The sequence below is a fragment of the Pseudonocardia sp. ICBG162 genome (assembly GCF_020496225.1).
GTDB lineage: Bacteria > Actinomycetota > Actinomycetes > Mycobacteriales > Pseudonocardiaceae > Pseudonocardia > Pseudonocardia alni.
This window is the reverse complement of sequence record NZ_JAHLJD010000031.1, coordinates 223,410-243,429: the sequence shown is the minus strand read 5'-3', so window position 1 is coordinate 243,429 and position 20,020 is coordinate 223,410. Positions and strand designations below refer to the sequence as shown.

General features: G+C 73.7%; 18 protein-coding genes and 1 tRNA gene. 10 read left to right on the top strand and 9 right to left on the bottom strand.

The features are described 5' to 3' along the window. Positions 1-7: 7 nt before the first annotated feature. The 3 genes from KPL60_RS25910 to KPL60_RS25900 are packed head-to-tail and all read right to left on the bottom strand — an operon-like array spanning position 8 to position 3,616. Positions 8-865 carry a hypothetical protein gene (locus KPL60_RS25910; protein ID WP_226367479.1) on the bottom strand — a complete coding sequence of 286 codons (858 nt, stop codon included), beginning with the start codon at positions 863-865 and terminating at the stop codon, positions 8-10. After that, positions 862-2,055 (bottom strand): aromatic ring-hydroxylating dioxygenase subunit alpha, encoded by a 1,194-nt coding sequence (locus tag KPL60_RS25905; protein ID WP_226350054.1) that lies wholly within the window; start codon positions 2,053-2,055, stop codon positions 862-864. The genes KPL60_RS25910 and KPL60_RS25905 overlap by 4 nt, the downstream gene beginning before the upstream one ends. 28 nt (positions 2,056-2,083) lie before the next feature. After that, complete coding sequence (locus tag KPL60_RS25900) at positions 2,084-3,616, bottom strand: class I adenylate-forming enzyme family protein (protein ID WP_226350055.1); 1,533 nt, start codon at positions 3,614-3,616, stop codon at positions 2,084-2,086. A gap of 74 nt (positions 3,617-3,690) precedes the next feature. Here KPL60_RS25900 and KPL60_RS25895 point away from each other — a divergent pair, with 74 nt between their 5' ends. Beyond that, on the top strand, positions 3,691-4,269 hold the full coding sequence (locus KPL60_RS25895) for a TetR/AcrR family transcriptional regulator (protein WP_226350624.1): 579 nt from the start codon (positions 3,691-3,693) through the stop codon (positions 4,267-4,269). Between the two features lie 281 nt (positions 4,270-4,550). Here the strand turns inward: KPL60_RS25895 and KPL60_RS25890 are convergent, their stop codons facing one another. Beyond that, a complete protein-coding gene (locus KPL60_RS25890) occupies positions 4,551-5,156 on the bottom strand; it encodes a helix-turn-helix domain-containing protein (protein ID WP_226367478.1) in 606 nt (201 codons plus the stop codon). 65 nt (positions 5,157-5,221) lie between these two features. Between KPL60_RS25890 and KPL60_RS25885 the strand changes: the two genes are divergently transcribed. Genes KPL60_RS25885 through KPL60_RS25870 form a run of 4 tightly spaced genes read left to right on the top strand, consistent with a single transcriptional unit; the run spans position 5,222 to position 8,088 of the window. Next, a complete protein-coding gene (locus tag KPL60_RS25885; protein ID WP_226367477.1) occupies positions 5,222-6,241 on the top strand; it encodes an alpha/beta fold hydrolase in 1,020 nt (339 codons plus the stop codon). Positions 6,242-6,294: 53 nt separating this feature from the next. Further along, positions 6,295-6,951, top strand: coding sequence for a class I SAM-dependent methyltransferase (locus tag KPL60_RS25880; RefSeq protein ID WP_374228754.1), 657 nt, complete (start codon positions 6,295-6,297; stop codon positions 6,949-6,951). 2 nt (positions 6,952-6,953) lie between these two features. Then, complete coding sequence (locus tag KPL60_RS25875) at positions 6,954-7,436, top strand: DinB family protein (RefSeq protein WP_226367476.1); 483 nt, start codon at positions 6,954-6,956, stop codon at positions 7,434-7,436. Positions 7,437-7,476: 40 nt separating this feature from the next. Further along, a complete protein-coding gene (locus tag KPL60_RS25870) occupies positions 7,477-8,088 on the top strand; it encodes a GNAT family N-acetyltransferase (RefSeq protein WP_226367475.1) in 612 nt (203 codons plus the stop codon). Between the two features lie 75 nt (positions 8,089-8,163). Here the strand turns inward: KPL60_RS25870 and KPL60_RS25865 are convergent. The 5 genes from KPL60_RS25865 to KPL60_RS25845 all read right to left on the bottom strand — a co-directional run bounded on the left by KPL60_RS25865 (position 8,164) and on the right by KPL60_RS25845 (position 12,972). Further along, positions 8,164-8,235 (bottom strand) — tRNA-Arg (locus tag KPL60_RS25865). Between the two features lie 80 nt (positions 8,236-8,315). Then, positions 8,316-9,203, bottom strand: a complete 888-nt coding sequence (locus KPL60_RS25860; RefSeq protein WP_226367474.1) for an alpha/beta fold hydrolase — start codon at positions 9,201-9,203, stop codon at positions 8,316-8,318. A 106-nt stretch (positions 9,204-9,309) separates the two neighbouring features. After that, positions 9,310-9,984 (bottom strand): DUF305 domain-containing protein, encoded by a 675-nt coding sequence (locus tag KPL60_RS25855; RefSeq protein WP_226350061.1) that lies wholly within the window; start codon positions 9,982-9,984, stop codon positions 9,310-9,312. A gap of 7 nt (positions 9,985-9,991) precedes the next feature. Further along, on the bottom strand, positions 9,992-10,822 hold the full coding sequence (locus KPL60_RS25850; protein WP_226367473.1) for a DUF3105 domain-containing protein: 831 nt from the start codon (positions 10,820-10,822) through the stop codon (positions 9,992-9,994). Between the two features lie 56 nt (positions 10,823-10,878). Next, complete coding sequence (locus KPL60_RS25845; protein ID WP_226367472.1) at positions 10,879-12,972, bottom strand: hypothetical protein; 2,094 nt, start codon at positions 12,970-12,972, stop codon at positions 10,879-10,881. A 74-nt stretch (positions 12,973-13,046) separates the two neighbouring features. On the opposite strand from KPL60_RS25845, the gene argS reads away from it, so the two are divergent. The 5 genes from argS to thrB all read left to right on the top strand — a co-directional run bounded on the left by argS (position 13,047) and on the right by thrB (position 19,708). After that, positions 13,047-14,696: an arginine--tRNA ligase gene (gene argS / locus KPL60_RS25840; protein ID WP_226367471.1), complete on the top strand. Its 1,650-nt coding sequence runs from the start codon at positions 13,047-13,049 to the stop codon at positions 14,694-14,696. Position 14,697: 1 nt separating this feature from the next. Further along, complete coding sequence (gene lysA / locus KPL60_RS25835; protein ID WP_226367470.1) at positions 14,698-16,146, top strand: diaminopimelate decarboxylase; 1,449 nt, start codon at positions 14,698-14,700, stop codon at positions 16,144-16,146. A gap of 99 nt (positions 16,147-16,245) precedes the next feature. Continuing rightward, complete coding sequence (locus tag KPL60_RS25830) at positions 16,246-17,625, top strand: homoserine dehydrogenase (RefSeq protein ID WP_226350065.1); 1,380 nt, start codon at positions 16,246-16,248, stop codon at positions 17,623-17,625. A 164-nt stretch (positions 17,626-17,789) separates the two neighbouring features. Further along, the gene (gene thrC, locus KPL60_RS25825; protein WP_255656744.1) at positions 17,790-18,806 is read left to right on the top strand and encodes a threonine synthase; all 1,017 of its coding nucleotides are present in this window, start codon (positions 17,790-17,792) and stop codon (positions 18,804-18,806) included. Then, the gene (gene thrB / locus KPL60_RS25820; RefSeq protein ID WP_226367469.1) at positions 18,806-19,708 is read left to right on the top strand and encodes a homoserine kinase; all 903 of its coding nucleotides are present in this window, start codon (positions 18,806-18,808) and stop codon (positions 19,706-19,708) included. Before thrC ends, thrB begins: the two co-directional genes overlap by 1 nt. The last annotated feature ends 312 nt before the right edge of the window (positions 19,709-20,020 follow it).

Genomic DNA, 20,020 nt, shown 5'->3' with positions numbered 1-20,020 from the left:
CCCGGCGTCAGCGGGCCGGTCCGATGCGGAAGACCAGGTCGGTGCGGTCGTGCTCGAAGCGCAACCGGCGCAACGCCAGCAGCAGCGCTCCGTCGCCCGCGTCGGCGACCGCTTCGACGGCTCCCGCACCTTCCGCCCGCAGCCGGACGACAGCCGCGCCGACGAGCGTGACCAGCGCCGCGCACCGTGCGTGCTCCGGCGTACCGGGTGCGGTCGCGATCTCCGAGATCCCGGCGAGCGCGCCGTCCGGGCCCGGCCGTCGGAGACGGGCGGACCCCCCGGTGACGTCGCGCAGGACCACCTCGCGGTCGTCGTCGGTGCCGGCGACGGTGCCGTCCGGCCGGTCCCGGGTGAGCTGCGGATCGTCGGGTGCGGGTTCGTCGACGGGGAGCACCAGGTGGTGCCGGACGGCGTCGGTGGCCACACCGGACCGCCGCGCCAGGCGCTCGGCGGCCGGATGGTTGCCGAGCGCGACGGCGTGCAGCACGTGCAACCCGGTCCCGGCCCAGCCCCACACCGGGTCCGGCTCGGTGCCGAGCACCTCCAGCACCGAGGTCGCCACCCCGATCGCACGACGCAGGGGGTCGACGACCAGCTCGACGGACCCGGTGCCCCCGCCGAGGTCACGGATGCACACGACACCGGCCGGCACGTAGTGGTCGTCGTGCGCGACGTCGTGGCGGTGCAGGCAGGTGTCGATCTCGATGACGGTGTCCACCGGGCGGCGGAGGTCCGGCGGTGGTGGGCCGAAGCCCATCTCGGCGTCGAACCGGGCCGCCCGCGCGAGCAGCTCGCGGGCCGCCACGGTCAGGTCCGGCACCTCCCGCAGCCGGACCAGGCCGGGCGGGCCCGCGGTGGTCGTCACGCGCCCGGCTCGGCCGTGACCAGGCGGTTCAGCTCCCGCCGGAACAGATGGTTACCCAGCTCGTTGCGGCCCAGCAGCATCGTCCCGGCGTCCTGGCTGCGCATCGCCGCCTGCGAACCCTCCAGGATCGGGAAGTCCTCGTCGTGGATGATCGAGATCATGATCTTCCAGTTCTTCGCCCAGAGCGCGTCCCAGCGCTCCTGATCCATCTCCAGCGCCTCGGTGGTGGGCGCCATGATCCGCATCTCCATCACCGAGCTCGCGGGGTCGTCGCCATAGGGCCGGAAGGTCAGGAGCTCGACGTGCGTCGCGTGCTTGAGCAGCATGCTGTTCGGCGCGAGGAAGCAGCTCTCGATCGTGTGCTTGGCGATGTCGGCCCCGGCCGGGTCCTCGTCGTCGACGAACCGGTCGATGCTCTTGCGTGCCGCGAGGAACCAGAAGTGCCTGCCGTAGTCCTCGAGCGCCAGCTTGTTGGTGTGCAGGACCTTGCCCGCCGTGTTCGGGTGGGCGTACTTGACGTGGTAGTTGTCGAGGAAGCCGTCCTGCATGATCTTCCAGTTGGTCGGCCGGTCGAACGACTGTGGAGTCACGCTCACCAGGTCCTCGATCCGGTACCCGGCGAGGATGGCGTCCATCTCCGGGCCGAGCCAGCTCTCGACGTCGATCCCGCGCTTCGCGTTGTCGATCATCCAGAGGAACCCGTGCCGTTCCTGCACGGGCAGCTCCACCAGACCGAACGCAGTCCGGTCGAAGTCGCCGAACGTGTCGTCGAGGGTGACGGTGCGCAGCTCACCACTCGGGTCGTAGGACCAGCGGTGATAGGGGCAGGAGAAGAGCCGGCACCGGCCGGACGCCTCGTCGACGAGCTGGGCCCCGCGGTGTCGGCACGCGTTCACGAACGCCTTGACGCCGCCGTCGCGCTGTCGGATGACGATGGCGTTGTTGCGGGGCAGCCTGCGGGTCAGGAACTCGTTGGGCCGCGCGATCTCCGAGCCGTGGCCGACGATGAACGGCACCTCGCCGAACACCCGATCGCGTTCGAGGGCGGCCAGCCCCGGGTCCCGGTACTCGGCTGCCTCGGACCGGGCGATCTCGTCGTGGCAGTCGGTACTGCCCTTCTCGACGTGTCGGAGCATGGTGCGGAACGCGCGGTCCTGCCGCCCGGTCACCGGGGTCTCGTCGATGCTCATGCGCTGGTCCTCTCGTCCGGGGCCCGGTTCACGCGGGCAGGGGGGTACGTGCGTGCCGACGGTGCGTGGCGGGGATGTCGGTGTGGCGGTCTCGGACGGCCGCCTTGTCGATCTTCATGCTCGGTGTCCGCGGAAGCGGCTCGTCGAGGAACACGACGTAGCGGGGCATCTTGTACGCGGCCAGGCGGGTCCGGCAGTGCTCCAGTACGGCCTGGTCGGAGAACGGTTCGGTCGCTCGCAGCAGCAGCGCCGGGGTCTCGCCGAACTCGTCGTCGGGCACGCCGATCACCGCCACCTCGACCACGCCCGGAAGCGCGAGCGCCGCGCGTTCCACCTCGGCGGCGTAGACGTTCATCCCGCCACTGATGATCATGTCCTTCAGGCGGCCGACGACACGCAGCGCACCGTGGTCGTCGACGACGCCCACATCGCCGGTCCGCAGCCACCCGTCGGCGAAGGCCTCCGCCGTGTGCTCCTCGTCCTGCCAGTAGCCGGCGGCGAGTCCGGGCCCCGAGATCCGGATCTCCCCGGGCTCGCCCGGCGGGAGTACGACGCCGTCGGGGTCGGTGACCACGACCCTGGTGAGGATGCCGCCCTCGCCGACGGACTCCGGGCTGCGCACGGACATCTCGACGGTCGGGAAGGTGACGTTCGACAGCGACTCGGTGAGGCCGTAGGCCTGTCGTAGCCCGACGCCCTTCGCAGCCCAGGCCTCGATCAGTTCGGTGGTGACCGGGTTCCCGCCGGTGAACGCCACGGTCAACGAGGACAGGTCGGCGTCGGCGAACTCCGGGAGCCGGGCCATCTGCTCGTAGAAGATGGTGGTGGCGGCGAAGGTGGTGATCTGCTCGTCCCTGATCAGACGCAGTGCGGTCGCTGCGTCCCACCGGGGGAGCAGTACCACGCTGCCACCGAGCACCAGGGGGCCGAGCAGGCCGTTGAGCAGCCCCGCGGCGAAGGAGAACGCACTGACGCCGAGTGCCCGCCCACGCAGCAGCTCCGGCGCCTGCAGTGCCCACTCGAAGAACGCACCGAGCAGGGCCTCGTGGGTGTACACGACCCCCTTCGGGCGTCCGGTCGACCCCGAGGTCGGCAGGATGCACGCCGGCTGCGTCGGGTCGCGGGGCAGGTCGGGCAAGACGGAACGTCCCGCAGCGGGGCGTTCCTGCATCGCCGCGAGGGAGCGGACCGCGGGGGTGTCGGCGTCGATGCCGTCCAGCGTCGGGCGGTGTCCGTCATCGGCGACGACCAACACCGGGTCGATCCGACGGAGGACCTCGGCCAGCTCGAACGCTCCCAGACGTTCGTTGAGCGGGCACAGCACTGCGCCCGCGCGCAGCACGCCGAGCGCGGCCACTGCCCAGTCGACGGAGAGCGGACCGAGTACCCCGACCCGGTCGCCGGGCCGGACCCCGGCCTCGACCAGCGCGGCGGCGGCGGCGTCCTGCGCCGCGGCGAGCTCGCGCCGGGTCAGGGAACGCGCCGGGTCCTGCAGCGCAGGCGAGTCGGGGCGACGCCTCGACCAGGCGCCCAGGGCATCGAGAACGGTGGTGTTGCGCATCGTCGAGCGTCCTCCGTCGTGAGGTGGTGGTGGGTGTGGGCCGTAGGCTCGGTCCGACAGGAGATGAGGTGGTGATGGGGCGCAGGCCGCTGATCACGCGTGACGGCGCCGCCCGCGCCGCGCTGGCGATCGTCGACGAGGGCGGGCCCGCAGCGCTCAGTCTCGAACGGCTCGCCGCGGCCCTGGGCGTCCGGGCGCCGTCGCTCTACAACCACTTCGCGGACAAGGCGGAGATCCTGGCGGAGGTCGCCCGGACCATCGTGCTGGACACCCCGCGCGTGCCGGATCCCGCCGCCGGGCAGTGGCGGGAGTGGCTCGTCGAGGAGTCGACGCTGTTCCGCCGTTCACTGCTGCGGCACCCGCGTGCCGTGCCGCTGGTGGTCGCGTACTTTCCGCAGCCGCTGCTCGTGCGGCTCTACCGGCGGTACTCCCTCCTACTGGAGGGGCAGGGCGTCCCGGAGCGCGTGCATCTGTTCCTCCTCGAAGCTGCGCATCGGATGACGATCGGTTCGGCGATCAGTACGGCGAACGGGCGCGCCGCGCTGCAGGGACTCGGTCCCGACGACCTGGTGCCCGCCTCGGATGACGAGGACGAACGACGCTTCGTCGAGATGATGCGGACCTTCTTGCGCGGGGTGGATCTCCCCGGCTGAGCCCCGCGTGTCCGGGTACCGGTTCGTGTCCGTTCCCGTGCGACCACAATAAGCTAACCACGTTAGTAAAAGCAGGTCAAGGCGTTCTTCTGCGTCACCGAGGAGTGACAGCGGCAGGAGCGGGGCGCTGGGTTGAGTGGCGTCGGGCGATCGACCCGCTGCTCCGCTGCCGGTGACCGCGCATGGGGGCCGACTGAAGCTCGCCGAGGACGGACCGCTCGATCAGCTTCGTCGCTCCGCCGTGCCCTGCGTCGAACGGGCCGGATTCGCCGGTGATGCCCTCAGTGGCCTCGGCCGTCGTGCGCGGCACGGGTCGCACCCCGGCCGAGGTGGGCGTGCTCGCCCTGGAGGCTGAACAGCGCGAGCGTCTCGGCGGGCCGGTCGTCGGCGCTGCCGATCCAGTGCGGTGTGCCGGTGTCGAACTCGACCACCTCGCCGGGGTCGAGGAGGTGCTCGGTGTCGTCGAGGACCAGGCGCACCCGGCCGTCGAGGACGTAGAACCACTCGTAGCCCTCGTGGGTCTGCAGGGCGGTCGTCGGCGACGCGGCGGCCGGTGGGTAGATCACCTTGAAGGCCTGGACCCCGCCGCCGCGACGGGTCAGCGGGACGAACACCAGCCCGCGGTGGCGCACCGGGCGCAGATGGATGCGGGGGTCACCGGTCGGAGGCGCCTGCACGAGGTCGTCGAGCGGGACCCCGTGCGCCCGGGCGAGCGGCAACAGCTGCTCCAGCGTCGGCCGGAGCTTCCCGGTCTCCAGCCGGGACAGGGTGCTCGCGGTCAGGGCGGTCTCCGCCGCGAGCTGGTCGAGGGTGGCGCCGCGGCGACGGCGCAGGTCCCGCAACCGCGGGCCCACTCCGGCGAGCACGTCGTGTCCGGTGTCGTCCATGCCGCCAGATTGCCGATCGGCAAGATTTCTTGCAAGCAGGTACGACGGGTGCCGATGCTGCGGAGGTGAACCTTCTCCGACCGGCCCGCCGCGCCGTGGCCGTCGCCCTCACCGTGCTGGCCCTGACGGCCGGGTGCGGGACCGATTCCGCTCCGGGCGCCGGCCCGGCACCGGCCCCGCCCGGCGCGACCGGGTTCGGCGCCGCCACCCGGGACGACCCCGGGTTCGACGGCGCGTTCCGGCACGGGTTCGCCGACGTCGACGGGGTGCGGATGCACTACGTCGCCGGCGGGACCGGCCCGCCCGTGGTGCTCCTGCACGGATGGCCGCAGTCCTGGTACGCGTGGTGGCCGATCATGCCCGCCCTCGCCGAGCACTACACCGTCTACGCGGTCGACCTGCCGGGCCTGGGGGACAGCGAGGGCGTCCCCACCGGCTACGACAAGGCCACCCTCGCCCGGTACGTGCACGGACTGGTCGCGGAGCACCTGGGTCTGCGCGAGGTCCGCATGGTCGGTCACGACCTCGGAGCCGGGGTCGGGTTCCGGTACGCGGCCCAGTACCCGGACGAGGTCCTGCGCTACGCCCATCTCGACTACCCGCTGCCGGGTCCCGCGCTCAGCGCCGCCCGGTACGCCACGTTCAGCTGGCACATCGCGTTCCACATGAAGCGGGTCGTGCCCGAGACCGTCGTCGCCGACGACGTGCGCGAGTACCTGAGCCTGTTCTACGCCCAGGTCGCGCACGACGGGGAGAGCTTCGGTGGCAGCCGCACGACGCCGCCGTTCGACGAGCGGGAGATCGACGAGTTCACCCGGACCTACAGCCGGCCCCAGGTCCTGAGCGGCGGCTTCGAGCTCTACCGGGCACTCGGCCGGGACGAGCGCGACAACACCGCGGCCGCACCCGTCCCGACGCCGACGATGCTGATGACCGCCCAGGGGCTGCTCACGTCGACGCGTCCGTCCGTCGAGTCGCGCCTGCCGAACCTGGTCCGCGCGGTGGAGGTGCCCGGCAGCGGGCACTGGCTGCCCGAGGAGAACCCGGGGTTCGTGCTCGCCGAGCTGCTCACCTTCCTGCCGTGACGGCCCACCCCTCCCGCCCACCCGCACACCGACACCTCCCGGAGGAACCACCGATGGACCCCATGCCGACCGCGTCCGACCCCGAGACCTTCTGGAACGAGCTGTACCGCCGCCGCGGCGGGGGAGAGGTCCGCGCCAACCCCCTGCTCGCCGAGGTCGCCGGCCCGCTGGCACCGGGCACGGCCCTGGACCTCGGATGCGGCGCCGGGGGCGACACGATCTGGCTGGCCCGGCGTGGCTGGCACGTCACGGCGGTGGACATCTCCGCCGCCGCCGTGGACGGGCTCGCGCGTCGTGGTCGCGCCGACGGGCTCGCGGAGCGGATCCGCGCCGAACGCCACGACCTCGCGACGACGTTCCCGGACGGGACGTTCGACCTGGTCTCCGCCCAGTACCTGCACACCCCGTTCACACTGGACCGCGACGCGGTGCTGCGGACCGCCGCGCGCGCACTGCGCCCGGGCGGGGTGCTCCTCGTCGTCGACCACGGGTCCGTCGCCCCGTGGTCGTGGGACCAGGACCCGGACACCCGCCACCCCACCGCCGCCGAGATCGCCGCCGGGCTCGGCCTCGACCCCGGCGGGTGGGCCGTCGAGCGCGCCGACGAGCCCCGGCGCCTCGCGACCGGCCCCGACGGCCGCACCGCCACGGTCGTCGACACCGTCCTGGTCCTGCGTCGCGCCGGCGCCGTCCCCTCCGACCGGAGCTGACCGTGCCCCGACACCACGACACCGGCCTCCCCCGCGACGCCGCGGACGAGAAGAGCGTGCTGACCGGGTTCCTGGGCCATCTCCGCGGCGCGGTCGCCGTCAAGGCCGCCGGCGTCCCGGACCCCGCCGCCCGCGAGCCCGGCGTCCCCTCGGGGACCAGCCTGCTCGGCCTGGTCTCGCACCTGACGCACGTCGAACGCCACTACTTCCTCGGCGAGGCCGTCCGCGACTGGCCCGCGACCTTCCGGCCGCGGGAGGAGGACACCGCCGAGGACGTCGTGGCCGCCTACCGGGAGGCCACCGCCCGGGCCGACGCCGTCATCGCCACCTGGGCCGACCTGGACCGGGCGGCGCCGGTGCCGGTGGGACGGAGGTCGGCCCCGTCGAGGCGGTGGCTGCTGGTGCACATGATCGAGGAGACCGGGCGCCACGCCGGGCACGCCGACATCCTCCGCGAACGCATCGACGGCCGCACCGGGCGCTGAGGAGTGAGCCTTCGCCGACCTGCTGGCAGAGTGACCCACCATGGCGAACGCTCTCACGGTCGCGATGCTGAACGAGGACAACTGGGCTTCGTTCGCCGAATTGGTCGAGGCGAACAACGGCGTCTGGGGCGGTTGCTGGTGCATGGGCTTCCACGTCAAGCTCGGTAGAGGCCGTAGCCCGCAGCAGAATCGAACCGAGAAGCGTGAGCTCGTGCGGTCGGGTGCCACTCACAACGCACTGGTTCTCGACGGCGACACGTGTCTGGGCTGGTGCCAGTTCGGCAGTCCGCATGAGCTCCCCGAGATCAAGAGCCGGCGGCGGTACGAGAAGGAGCTGACGCGGCTGCCCGACTGGCGCATCACCTGCTTCCTCACCGGGAAGGGGCTGCGGCAGCGGGGAGTCGCCGACATCGCGCTCGGCGGCGCGCTGGCCGAGATCGATCGCCTGGGCGGCGGGGTCGTGGAGGGGTATCCGGAGGAGACCGACGACCGAGCGGTCCCGGGTTCGTACCTGCACACCGGACCGATGGCTGTGTTCGAGCGGCGAGGGTTCACCCGCACCCGACCGATCTCCCCGCACCGCTGGGTGGTGACGCGCACCGTCGACGGGACGTCGCCGGCGCGCCCGCAACGAGCCACCCACAGCCGATGACGGCCGGACACGACGAACGCGACCCCTCACCCTGTTCAGCAGGTGAGAGGCCGCGTTCTCTGTCAAGCGTTGACGTGCCCCCGGCAGGATTCGAACCTGCGCTCCCGCCTCCGGAGGGCGGTGCTCTATCCCCTGAGCTACGGGGGCCGTGCGATGGGAGAAAGATAGCGCATCGCACCCGGCCCGCCCGCGCGGGGGTGCCGATCATGCCCGTCGCCGGGCCCCGTTCACGCCCACCGCGTCACGAAGGCCAGGGCCGCGGCGTCGACCTCCTCCGGGTTCGAGGCGCTCAGGAAGTGCTGCCCGCCCTGCACGATCTCGAGCTCGGCGTGCCGGGCACCGGTGAAACGCCGGATGCCGTCCTCGGCGTTGGCGACGGAGTAGACCGTGTCGTCGGTCCCGTGCAGCCACAGCACCGGGCAGCGGACCTCGTCGAGCCTGCCGTGCAGGCCGTCGCGGTCCCGCAGGTTGACCGTGCAGACGCGCAGGCGGTGGCGGCCGTCGTCGCCGGTGTAGGTCTCGCGGTAGGTCCGCCGCCAGAACGCGCGGAAGTCGTCGCCGATCCCCTCGCCGAGCCCCGCGCCCAGGACGGCGTCGACGAACTCCTCCGGCACCACCCAGTCGTCGCCGACCGGGGCGGCCAGCGCGTCGACCGACGGCGTGCAGAACTCGATGCCGTCCCAGCAGCCCCGCTCGCGGCTGGCCGGGCTCTCGAAGTCCATCGAGGTGCCGAGCGGGAGGATGCCCTGGATCCGGTCCGGGGCGAGCAGCGCCATCCGGGCGGCGACCCAGCCGCCCTGCGAGGTGCCGAGCACGAAGGCCCGGTCGACGCCGAGCGCGTCCATGGCCTGCAGGTTCGCCAGGGCGCTGTCCCAGTAGGTGAAGTGCGGGTAGGCCGACCTCGTCGCGCCGTGCCCGTAGGGCTCCAGGGCGAGCAGGTTCGCCGCGCCCGACAGCGCGGTGTCCTCGAACTGGGGGCGGTAGAGGTCGACGGTCGTGGTGAAGGAGTTGACCATGACGACGGTCGGCAGCGACGGGTCGTGCGGCCTGCCGGACCGGTACCCGATCCGGGATCCGCCCAGGTGGGGGACGTCGACGGTCGCGGTGCTGCTCACGGGGCCTCCTCGGCCGCGGATGGCCACGGGGTGGCGCCGGCGTCCGCGGCAGCTCCCATCAGAGCGCGCCGCGGTGCCGGTCGTCCAGCCCCGGCACCCGGGGCGGTCAGCCCAGGGGCAGCGGGGCCGCGCCGCGCTCGGCGAGCAGCCCGCGCATCAGGTCCGCCTCGGAGTTCTGCGAGAAGAGCATCTGCGACGCGAGGTTGCGGACCTCGCCGGTGTCGGCGTGGTCGCGGGCGTACTCCAGCATCGACACGCCGCCCAGGTGGTGGCGCAGCATCAGCTGGAGGAACTCGACGTCCAGCGCGGTGCCGGGCGGGGTGGCCCGCAGCCGGGCGAGGTCGGCGGTGCTCGCCATCCCCGGCATCGTCGCGACGCCGCCGGAGGTCCCGGACATGCCGGACATGCCGGCGTGTGCGGAGTCGTCCATCCAGGCCATGTGGCCGCCGCTGGGCAGGCTCGGCGCGTCCCACAGGCCGAGCCAGCCCTGCATCCGGCCGACCTGCTGGTTCTGGGTGGTCTCGATGTCGAACGCCAGCTGCCGCACCCGCGGGTCGGTGGCGCGGTCGCGTTCCCAGGACGCCATCTCGACGGCCTGGCGGTGGTGCACGGTCATGTCCTGGGCGAACCCGACGTCGACCGAGCCCGGCTCGGGCACGAACGGGCCGAACGCGCCGCGGACCGCGAACCCGGCGACGAGCACCGCGACCAGCGCGATCACGCCGAGCGCGATCGTGATCGGGTTCCGCCAGAGCGGGGTCTCGTCGGCCGGGGTCGTCATCGGGGCGTCACTGCCCGGGGGCCGGTGCGGGCGCCGGGGCCGGCTGACCGGGTGCTGGCTGCCCGGGGACGGCGGGGTCGGGCGCGGGGGCGCCGCCGGGGGTCGCGCCCTGGTTCTCGGGCAGGATCGTCTGCCCGTCGACGGCGGACTGCTCCGGGATCGGCTGGAACGCCGGCGGGTTGTCCTGGTCGAAGCCCTGCGCACCGAGGGCGTCGCAGGAGGCGCCGACCTCGGGGTGGGTGAAGCGGTTGAGCCGCAGGGCGCGGACGAACTGGTCGATCCGCTCGTCGTCGGCGGTCTGGACCTTCAGCTGGTTGCCCCAGGACTGCAGCGAGATCGGCGCGTCGAGACCCGGGTAGGGCGACATCACCGTGTACGGCTGGCCCTCGACCCGCTGGGCCAGCGCGGCCCGCCCGGCCTCGTCGAGGGTGTCGGGGTTGTAGGCGATCCACACGGCGCCGTGCTCCAGGGAGTGCACGAGGTTCTCCGAGCGGACCGGGTTCGGGTAGACCACGCCGTTGCAGGCGGCCCAGAAGCCGTCGTGCGCGCCGCCGAAGGGCGGGCTGTGGGTGTAGGCGACCCGCTGGAAGCCGAGCACGTGCTGCAGGCCCGGGTAGTCCTGGCTGACGATGCCGGGGATCGCGAGCGCCGGGTTGCGGTTGTCGTCGGAGGGCTCCCAGGCCCGGTTCTGGTTGCGCTGCACCAGCGGGTAGACGATGAACGCCCCCGCGAGCAGCACCAGCACGGTGATCGCGGCGACCATGCCCCAGGGGAACTGGCGCCGGCCGACCGAGCTCGGCATCGACGGTCGCTTCTTGCCGGACTTGCCGCTGGCCATGGGGGAGTCCTGTTCGTGGTCGGCGGGCGGGTTCGCCCGAGTCTAGGAAGACCCCGTCAGCGGCTCGCCCACCACCCGTAGGAGCGGTAGTCGGGGTAGGGCGCGAGCAGCGGCGCGACCGGACGGGTGGTCACCGTGACGCGGTCACCGGTCACGAGCTCCCCGGGCACCGTGAACGACGCCTGCGCCCACGGCTGCGCGTCCGGCAGCGTCCACTCCCCGGCGGGGCGGCCGTCGACGTCGACGGCGACCACCCGGGTCCGCTCGCCGGGCAGCGCGGGCCCGGCACCGATCCGCCCGGTCAGGGTGACCGGCCGTCCGGGGACGGTGCCGCCGAGGGTGAAGGTCTCCCCGCCGACGACGTGCCGGCCGCTGTCGGCGACGAGCCGTCCCGGTGCGACGGCGGCCCGGTCCAGCACCGAGTCCGGCTGCACGCCGAGCACCGGCGGGTCGGTCGTCCAGCCGTGCGCGGCCTCGTCGGCGGTGTCCCCGACGTTCAGGTGGTCCACGATCCGGCCGGGCACGGGTGCGTCCGGTGCCTGCGCGGAGTCCGCGGCGGACCAGTCCGCACGCCAGACGCTCACCCGGTCGCAGCTGCGGTCGATCTGGCAGGTCTGCGGTGCGGACGCCGAGATCGGCCGGGCGGGCCCGGCGAGCCCGAAGGTGATGACCGGCTCGGTGCCGAGCAGGCCGGCGCGGCCGAGGTCGGCGACGGGGACCCCGCCCCACCGGTCGAACACCGCGAACCACTGCGGCCGCTCGTCCGGCGGCAGCGCGCGCAGCGCCTCGTAGAGCGTCCCGGGCCCGTTCAGCGACGGCGCCGCCATCCCGTTCGTGGTCAGGCCGACCAGGTCGACGGTGCGGTGACCGCCGAACCAGGCCGCGGCGCCGACGTCGTTGACGGCGACGGCGTCGCCCGGCGGCACGTTCCCGGCGATCCACTGCGCGACGCTCACCGGTCCCTCGCGCATCGCCGAGGCCTGCTGGCCCAGCCGTAGCGCCCAGGCGGGCGTCGCGGCGACGGTGAACAGCAGCACCACCGCGAGCAGCCCGCCGCGCGCCGCCCGGTGCGGCACGAGACCGGCGCCCAGCACCACGAGCAGGAGCAGCAGCGGCAGGAACGGCTGCAGGTAGCGCAGGTCCTGCCACATCGCCGTCGTCAGGGTGGCGACGGCCGCCACCACCAGCACCAGCCCGCCGCCGAGCGCGACCGCGAGGGTCCGCTCCCGGCGCGCGGCGAGCGCGGCGACCCCCAGCACCGCGACGACGAGCGCGAGCGGCGCCAGCACGTCCTGCCCGGACAGCCCGGCCAGCGAGGCGAGCAGTGCCGCGACGTTGCGCTGCACGTGGTCGGCGATCTCCAGCGGCTGGTGCAGGAACCCCGTGTGCAGCCACGACTTCGCGAGCACCCCGTTGGCCTGGGAGGTCCCGGTGAGCACCCGGAACAGCAGCAGCTGCCCGGCGAACACCACCACCGGCAGCACGACCGGCACGCCCCGCCACCACGGCGCCGCGGCGGGGGAGGACCGCTGCCGGTACAGCGTCCACAGCATCGCGGCGACGAACGCGGCGGCGACCAGGAAGCCCTCGGGACGGGTGAGGGCCAGCAGCGCCGCGACCACCGGCGTCCACCGGAATCGGGGACGTTCGCGCAGGTAGGACAGCAGGGTGCCGGTAACCAGGGCCGCGAGCAGACCCACCTCCATGCCGCTGGCCCCGCCCCACAGCAGCGGCCCGCACAGCGCGGTGAGCAGCCCCGCCCACCACCCGGCCGCGCGGCCGCCCAGCCGGGTCGCGGCGGCCGAGGTGAAAACCGCGGCGAGGGCGACGCCGACGACCCCGCCCGCGACGGCGACGGCGAGCAGCCACCGGCCGTCGAACCCGACCGCGTGCGCGGCGCCGAGCAGGACCATCCAGAGCAGGCTCGACGCGCCCGTCGTGATCTCCGCACCCGGCTGGTAGCGCAGCGGCTCGCCGTCGCCGAACTGCCGGGCGTACTGCAGGTGGATGTAGACGTCGTCGAGCGGCGGGACCAGGCTCCCGCGGTTGTAGGCCAGCGACACCGCGACGAACCCCGCCCCGAGCAGCAGCGCCACCGCCCCGGAGACGACGGGTGCGCGGGTACTCCGGTCGGTGGAGGGGGGCGTCACGCCCCGCATCGTCGCCGGTCGGGGTGCGGATACCTGCATGAGGGTGCCGGGGGTCCCTCCGTAGAATCCGGGTGGTGAATCCCGACGTGCTCGCCGACCTGGTCCGTGACGTCGCGCGGGACGTGCTGATCCGACGCGACCTGGACGTCTCCGCCCTGCCGGCCGATGCGGGGGTCGAGCGTCCCCGCAACCCCGACCACGGCGACTACGCGACCAACATCGCGCTGCGCACCGCCAAGAAGGCCGGCGTGAACCCGCGCGAGCTCGCCACCTGGCTGGCCGAGGAGCTGGCGACCCGCGACGGCGTCGCCAGCGCCGAGATCGCCGGGCCCGGGTTCATCAACCTGCGCCTGGCCGCCGACGCGCAGGGCGCGATCGTCGGGGAGGTCCTCGCCGCGGGCGCGGGCTACGGCACCGGCGACGAGCTGGCCGGGCGCAACGTCAACCTGGAGTTCGTCTCCGCCAACCCGACCGGCCCGCTGCACCTGGGCGGCACCCGGTGGGCCGCGGTCGGCGACGCGCTGGGCCGGGTGCTGTCCGCGCGCGGCGCGAAGGTCACCCGCGAGTACTACTTCAACGACGCCGGCGCCCAGATCGACCGGTTCGTCGGCTCCCTGGTCGCGGCCGCGAAGGGCGAGCCCGCCCCGGAGAACGGCTACGGCGGGGACTACATCGCCGAGATCGCCCAGCGCGTCGTCGCGGCCGAGCCCGGCGCGTTGGAGCTGCCCGACACCGAGCGCGACGAGGTCTTCCGCCGGGTCGGCGTCGGCTTCATGTTCACCGAGATCAAGCAGAAGCTGGGAGAGTTCCGCGTCGAGTTCGACGTGTGGTTCCACGAGCAGTCGCTGCACGACTCGGGCGCGGTGGAGAACGCCGTCGCCGCGCTGAAGGAGAAGGGCTCGCTCTACGAGGCCGACGGCGCCTGGTGGCTGCGCTCGACCGACCACGGCGACGACAAGGACCGCGTCGTCATCAAGTCCGACGGCCGCCCCGCCTACATCGCCGGCGACATCGCCTACCTGCGCGACAAGCGGGCCCGCGGGTTCGACCTGTGCATCTACATGCTCGGCGCGGACCACCACGGCTACGTCGCCCGGCTCAAGGCCGCCGCGGCCGCGTTCGGCGACGACCCGGCCGTCGTCGAGGTCCTGATCGGGCAGCTGGTCAACCTGGTCAAGGACGGCACCCCGGTCCGGATGAGCAAGCGCGCCGGCACCGTCGTGACGATGGACGACCTGGTCGGGGCCGTCGGCGTCGACGCCGCCCGGTACTCGCTCGTCCGCTCGTCGGTGGACTCCGGCCTGGACATCGACCTGGACCTGCTGGCCAGCCGGACCAGCGAGAACCCGGTGTTCTACGTCCAGTACGCGCACGCCCGGCTGTCCTCGCTGGCCCGCAACGCCGCGGACCTCGGCATCACCCCCGGCGAGGACTACGGCCTGCTGGACCACGCCCGCGAGGGCGACCTGATCCGCACCCTCGGCGAGTTCGGCGACATCGTGCGCACCGCGGCCGAGCTGCGCGAGCCGCACCGGGTCGCCCGCTACCTGGAGTCGCTCGCCGGCGCCTACCACAAGTTCTACGACTCCTGCCGCGTCCTGCCCCAGGGCGACGAGGAGGTCTCCGACCTGCACCGCGCGCGCCTCGCGCTCTGCGTCGCCGCCCGCACGGTGCTCGCCAACGGCCTGGCGCTGCTCGGCGTCGACGCCCCGGAACGGATGTGACATGAGGGCACACCCCGCAGGCCCGATGCACGCGGGCCTCACCCCCGCGCCCGAGTCGGCCGGGCCCCGCCCGGAGAGCGCCGCGGCGCTCGACGAGCTGGCGCCCGCGGTCTGGCCGCGGCACGCCGCCCGCGGCGAGGACGGCGCGCTGCGCCTGGCCGGGGCCGACGTCCGCGACCTCGCCGCGACCCACGGCACCCCGCTGTTCGTGCTCGACGAGGACGACTTCCGCGGCCGCTGCAGCGAGTTCGCCGCCGCGTTCGGGGCCGAGGCCGTGCACTACGCGGCGAAGGCGTTCCTGTGCACCGAGATCGCCCGCTGGGTCGCGCAGGAGGGCCTGTCGCTGGACGTGTGCTCCGGCGGCGAGCTGGCCGTGGCGTTGCGCGCGGAGTTCCCGCCCGAGCGGATCGCGCTGCACGGCAACAACAAGTCCCTCGCCGAGCTGGAGGCCGCGGTCGAGGCGGGGGTCGGCGGGATCGTCGTCGACTCCTTCGACGAGATCGCCCGGCTCGCCGACGTCGCCGCCGCGCGGGACACCGTCGCGCCGGTGCTGATCCGGCTCACCGTCGGCGTCGAGGCCCACACCCACGAGTACATCGCCACCGCGCACGAGGACCAGAAGTTCGGGTTCTCCATCGCCGGGTCCGACACGAAGGACTCCGCGGCGCTGGAGGCGGCGCGCCGCGTGCTCGCCGCGAGCCACCTGAGCCTGGTCGGGCTGCACAGCCACATCGGCTCGCAGATCTTCGAGACCGAGGGCTTCGAGGCGGCCGCCCGCCGCGTGGTCAAGGTGCTCGCCGACCTGCACGCCGAGCACGGCGGCGAGAACCTGACCGCGCTGCGCACCCTGGACCTCGGCGGCGGCATCGGCATCGCCTACCGGCCGGGGGACACCCCGCTGTCGATGCCGGCGCTGGCCGAGGAGCTGCGCGCGATCGTCAAGCGCGAGTGCGCGGCCTCCGGGCTGGACGTGCCGGCGATCGCCGTCGAGCCGGGCCGGGCCATCGCCGGGCCGGGCACCGTCAGCGTCTACGAGGTCGGCACCGTCAAGGACGTCCCGCTCGGCGGGTACTCCCGGCGCTACGTCAGCGTCGACGGCGGGATGAGCGACAACATCCGCACCTCCCTCTACGACGCCGAGTACGACGTACGGCTGGTGTCGCGCGCCAGCGGGCACGACTCGGTCCCCGGCGGGGACGTCCCCGTGCTGTCCCGGGTGGTCGGCAAGCACTGCGAGTCGGGTGACATCGTGGTGCGCGACTGCTGGCTGCCGGCCGATCTCGCGCCGGGCGACCTGCTGGCCGTCGCGGCGACGGGGGCCTACTGCTACGCCATGGCGTCGGGGTACAACCGGCTGCCGCGCCCCGCTGTCGTCGCGGTCCGTGACGGGGTCGACCGGACCCTGTTGCGACGCGAGACACTGGAGGACCAGTTCCGTTTCGAGGTGTGAGCGCACCCGGGTGAGAACCGCCACCCGGACCTGTCTGCACCCGTCCGACCAGGAATGATCGGCGCGCGCCCGAGGGGTGCGCGCACGCGAGGAGGACACGTGGCGAGCGAGACCGGCGCCGTCCGGGTGGCACTGCTGGGCTGCGGCACCGTCGGCACCGAGGTGGTCCGGCTCATCACCGAGCAGGCCGACGAGCTGGCCGCGCGGGTGGGAGCCCGCATCGAGCTGGCCGGGGTCGCCGTGCGGCGACCGCACCGGCACCCCTGGCTGACCGAGAACTTCCCGGACCTGGTGACCACCGATGCCGGCGAGCTCGTGACCCGCGACGACGTCGACGTCGTCGTCGAGGTCATCGGCGGGATCGAGCCGGTCCGCGGCTGGCTGCTGGAGGCGCTCAAGTCCGGCCGCTCGGTCGTGACGGCGAACAAGGCGCTGCTCGCCGAGGACGGCCCGACGCTGGCCGAGGCCGCCGACGCCTCCGGCGCCGACCTCTACTACGAGGCCGCCGTCGCCGGGGCCATCCCGCTGCTGCGCCCGCTGCGCGAGTCCCTCGCCGGGGACCGCATCACCCGGGTCGCCGGCATCGTCAACGGCACCTCGAACTTCATCCTCTCGGCCATGTCGTCGGGCGGGACCTCCTACGCCGACGCGCTGGAGGAGGCGACCCGGCTGGGCTACGCCGAGGCCGACCCGAGCGCCGACGTCGACGGCTACGACGCCGCCTCGAAGGCCGCGATCCTGGCCTCGCTGGCGTTCCACACCCGCTTCACCGCCTCCGACGTGCACCGCGAGGGCATGCGCGAGGTCAGCTCGGCCGACGTCGCCGCCGCCCGCAGGCTCGGCTGCACGATCAAGCTGCTCGCCATCTGCGAGCGCGTGGTGGCCGCGGACGGGACCGAGTCGGTCTCGGCGCGCGTCTACCCGGCGATGGTCCCCGACTCGCACCCGCTGGCGGGCGTCGACGGCGCGTTCAACGCGGTGTTCGTCGAGGCCGAGGCCGCCGGCCAACTGATGTTCTACGGCCAGGGCGCCGGCGGCGCGCCGACCGCCTCCGCGGTGCTCGGTGACCTCGTCGCGGTGGCCCGCAACCGGGTCGGCGGCGGCCGCGGGCCGCGCGAGTCGGCCTACGCCAGCCTGCCGGTGCGCCCGATCGGCGAGGTGCCGACGCGCTACCACGTCGACCTCGAGGTGGCCGACCGCGAGGGCGTGCTCGCCGCCATCGCGAGCGAGTTCGCCCGGCACGGCGTCTCGATCGCCGCGGTCCGCCAGACCGGCGGCGTGAACGGTTCGGTGGACCGGGCCGACGGCTCGGACCGCAGCCAGGCCCGGCTGACGGTCGTCACGCACTCGGCGCCGGAGGCCGCGCTGTCGGCCACGGTGTCGGCGCTGCTGGACCTCGACCACGTGCTCGGCGTCGCCGGGGTGCTGCGGGTCGAGGGACTGGGCCGCGCGGTGAGCGCACTGGGTATGGGCGAATGACCACAGGTGGGGGATCAGGGAGTGGACCGGTCGTGACGGGCAGCGTGCGAGGAGTCCGGGGGCCGGCGTCCGGTCCCTTCGGTCCGGTGACCCAGGTCGCCGGTGCGGTCGCGCCGCCGCCGCCCGGCCAGTGGCCGGGTGTCATCGAGGCCTACCGCGACCGGATGCCGGTGCAGCCGGACTGGACCGTGGTGACGCTGGGGGAGGGCGGTACGCCGCTGCTCCCGGCCCCGCGGCTGTCCGAGCTGACCGGCTGCCAGGTCTACCTCAAGGTCGACGGCGCCAACCCGACCGGCTCGTTCAAGGACCGCGGCATGACGATGGCGGTCACCGCCGCGCTCGCCGACGGCAAGTCCAGCGTGCTGTGCGCGTCCACCGGCAACACCTCCGCGTCGGCGGCCGCCTACGCCACCCGTGCCGGGATGACCTGCGCGGTGCTCGTGCCGACCGGGAAGATCGCGCTGGGCAAGCTCGCCCAGGCCGTCGCGCACGGCGCCCGGATCCTGCAGATCGACGGCAACTTCGACGACTGCCTGGAGCTGGCCCGCAAGACCACCGCCGACTACCCGGCGATCGCGCTGGTCAACTCGGTGAACCCGACGCGCATCGCCGGGCAGGCCTCGGCCGCCTACGAGATCTGCGACCAGCTGGGCCGCGCCCCGGACGTGCACTGCCTGCCGGTCGGCAACGCCGGCAACATCACCGCCTACTGGCACGGCTACCGCGGCTACCACGCGGACGGCATCATCGACGCGCTGCCGCGGATGTTCGGGTTCCAGGCCGCCGGTGCCGCACCGCTGGTGCACGGCGCCCCGGTGAGCGACCCCGAGACGATCGCGACCGCCATCCGGATCGGCGCCCCCGCCTCGTGGAAGGGCGCGACCACCGCCCGCGACGAGTCGAACGGCAAGTTCGCCGCCGTCACCGACGACGAGATCCTCGCCGCCTACCGGATGCTGTCCGCGCAGGAGGGCGTGTTCGTCGAGCCCGCGTCGGCCTCCAGCGTCGCCGGGCTGCTGCAGAGCCACGCCGACGGGTCGCTGCCGACCGGCTCCCTCGTGGTGTGCACGGTGACCGGTCACGGCCTCAAGGACCCCGACACCGCCCTGCTCACCGCGCCGGACCCGGAGATCGTGCCGATCGACCCCGGTGCCGTCGCCGCGGCGCTCGAGCTGGCCTGATGGGCCGCCCGACGCGCGTACTGGTGCGGGTGCCGGGGTCGACGGCCAACCTCGGCCCCGGCTTCGACACCCTCGGCATGGCCCTCGCCCTCTACGACGAGATCGAGGTCGAGACCTTCGAGACGCCGGGGCTGTTCGTCGACGTCGCGGGCCAGGGCTGCCGGCACGTCCCCCGCGACGAGCGGCACCTGGTCCTGCGGGCGATGCGCCTGGCCTTCGAGACGTTCGGCGGGGCGCCCGCGGGGCTGCGGCTGCGCTGCCTCAACGCGGTGCCGCACTCGCGCGGCCTCGGCAGCTCCGCGGGGGCGGCCGTCGCCGGGGTGACGGCCGCGGCCGTGCTGGCCGGGCGGGACCCGGAGCTGGAGCGCGACGCGTTGCTGCAGCTCTCGGCCGGGATGGAGGGCCACGCCGACAACGCCGCGGCCAGCCTGCTCGGCGGGTTCGTGGTCGCCTGGGAGACGGCGGGTGCCGCCCGGCGCTTCCACGCCGAGAAGCTGGACGTGCACCCCGACGTGCACCCGGTCGCCTGCGTGCCCGACCTCGAGTCCGCGACCAAGACCACCCGCGGGCTGCTGCCCGAGCAGGTCCCGCTGGTCGACGCCGCGTTCACCGGCAGCCGTTGCGCGCTGGCGGTGCTGGCGATGACCCGGCGGCCGGACCTGCTCATGGCGGCCACCGAGGACCGGCTGCACCAGCCCTACCGGCGGCCGGCGTACCCGTCGTCGCTGCGGCTGGTCGAGGCGCTGCGCGAGCACGGCGTACCCGCCGCGATCTCCGGCGCCGGGCCGACGGTGCTGGCGCTGACCGGCGACGGCGCGCTGCCCGACGGCGTCGACACCGACGGTTTCGCGGTGCAGCGGCTGCCGGTCGACACCACCGGTGTGCAGGTCGAGATCCGCTGAGCACCGGTGCCCGCCGGGAACGTGAGGTACGCGACCCCGTGTGTCGGCGCGTCGCCCGAGGGGGGTTGTTGCCGCCCCGGGGTGTACGGACTAGTCTCGCCCGTGCATGGCGATCCACGCGACATCGGCGTAGTCTTGCGGCCGGGCCCGCTCGCCCGATCTCCTTTCTGAACTGGACTCGGAATCCCGAACGGGCGGCCTGACTCCCGCGACGTCGTCGTGGGACTCCATCTGTGAATGCTGCCGATACGGGGTCTCCGTATCGGCCGAGCGTGTGACATCCCCTGACCTGGACAGGTAACCGGGTCGGTC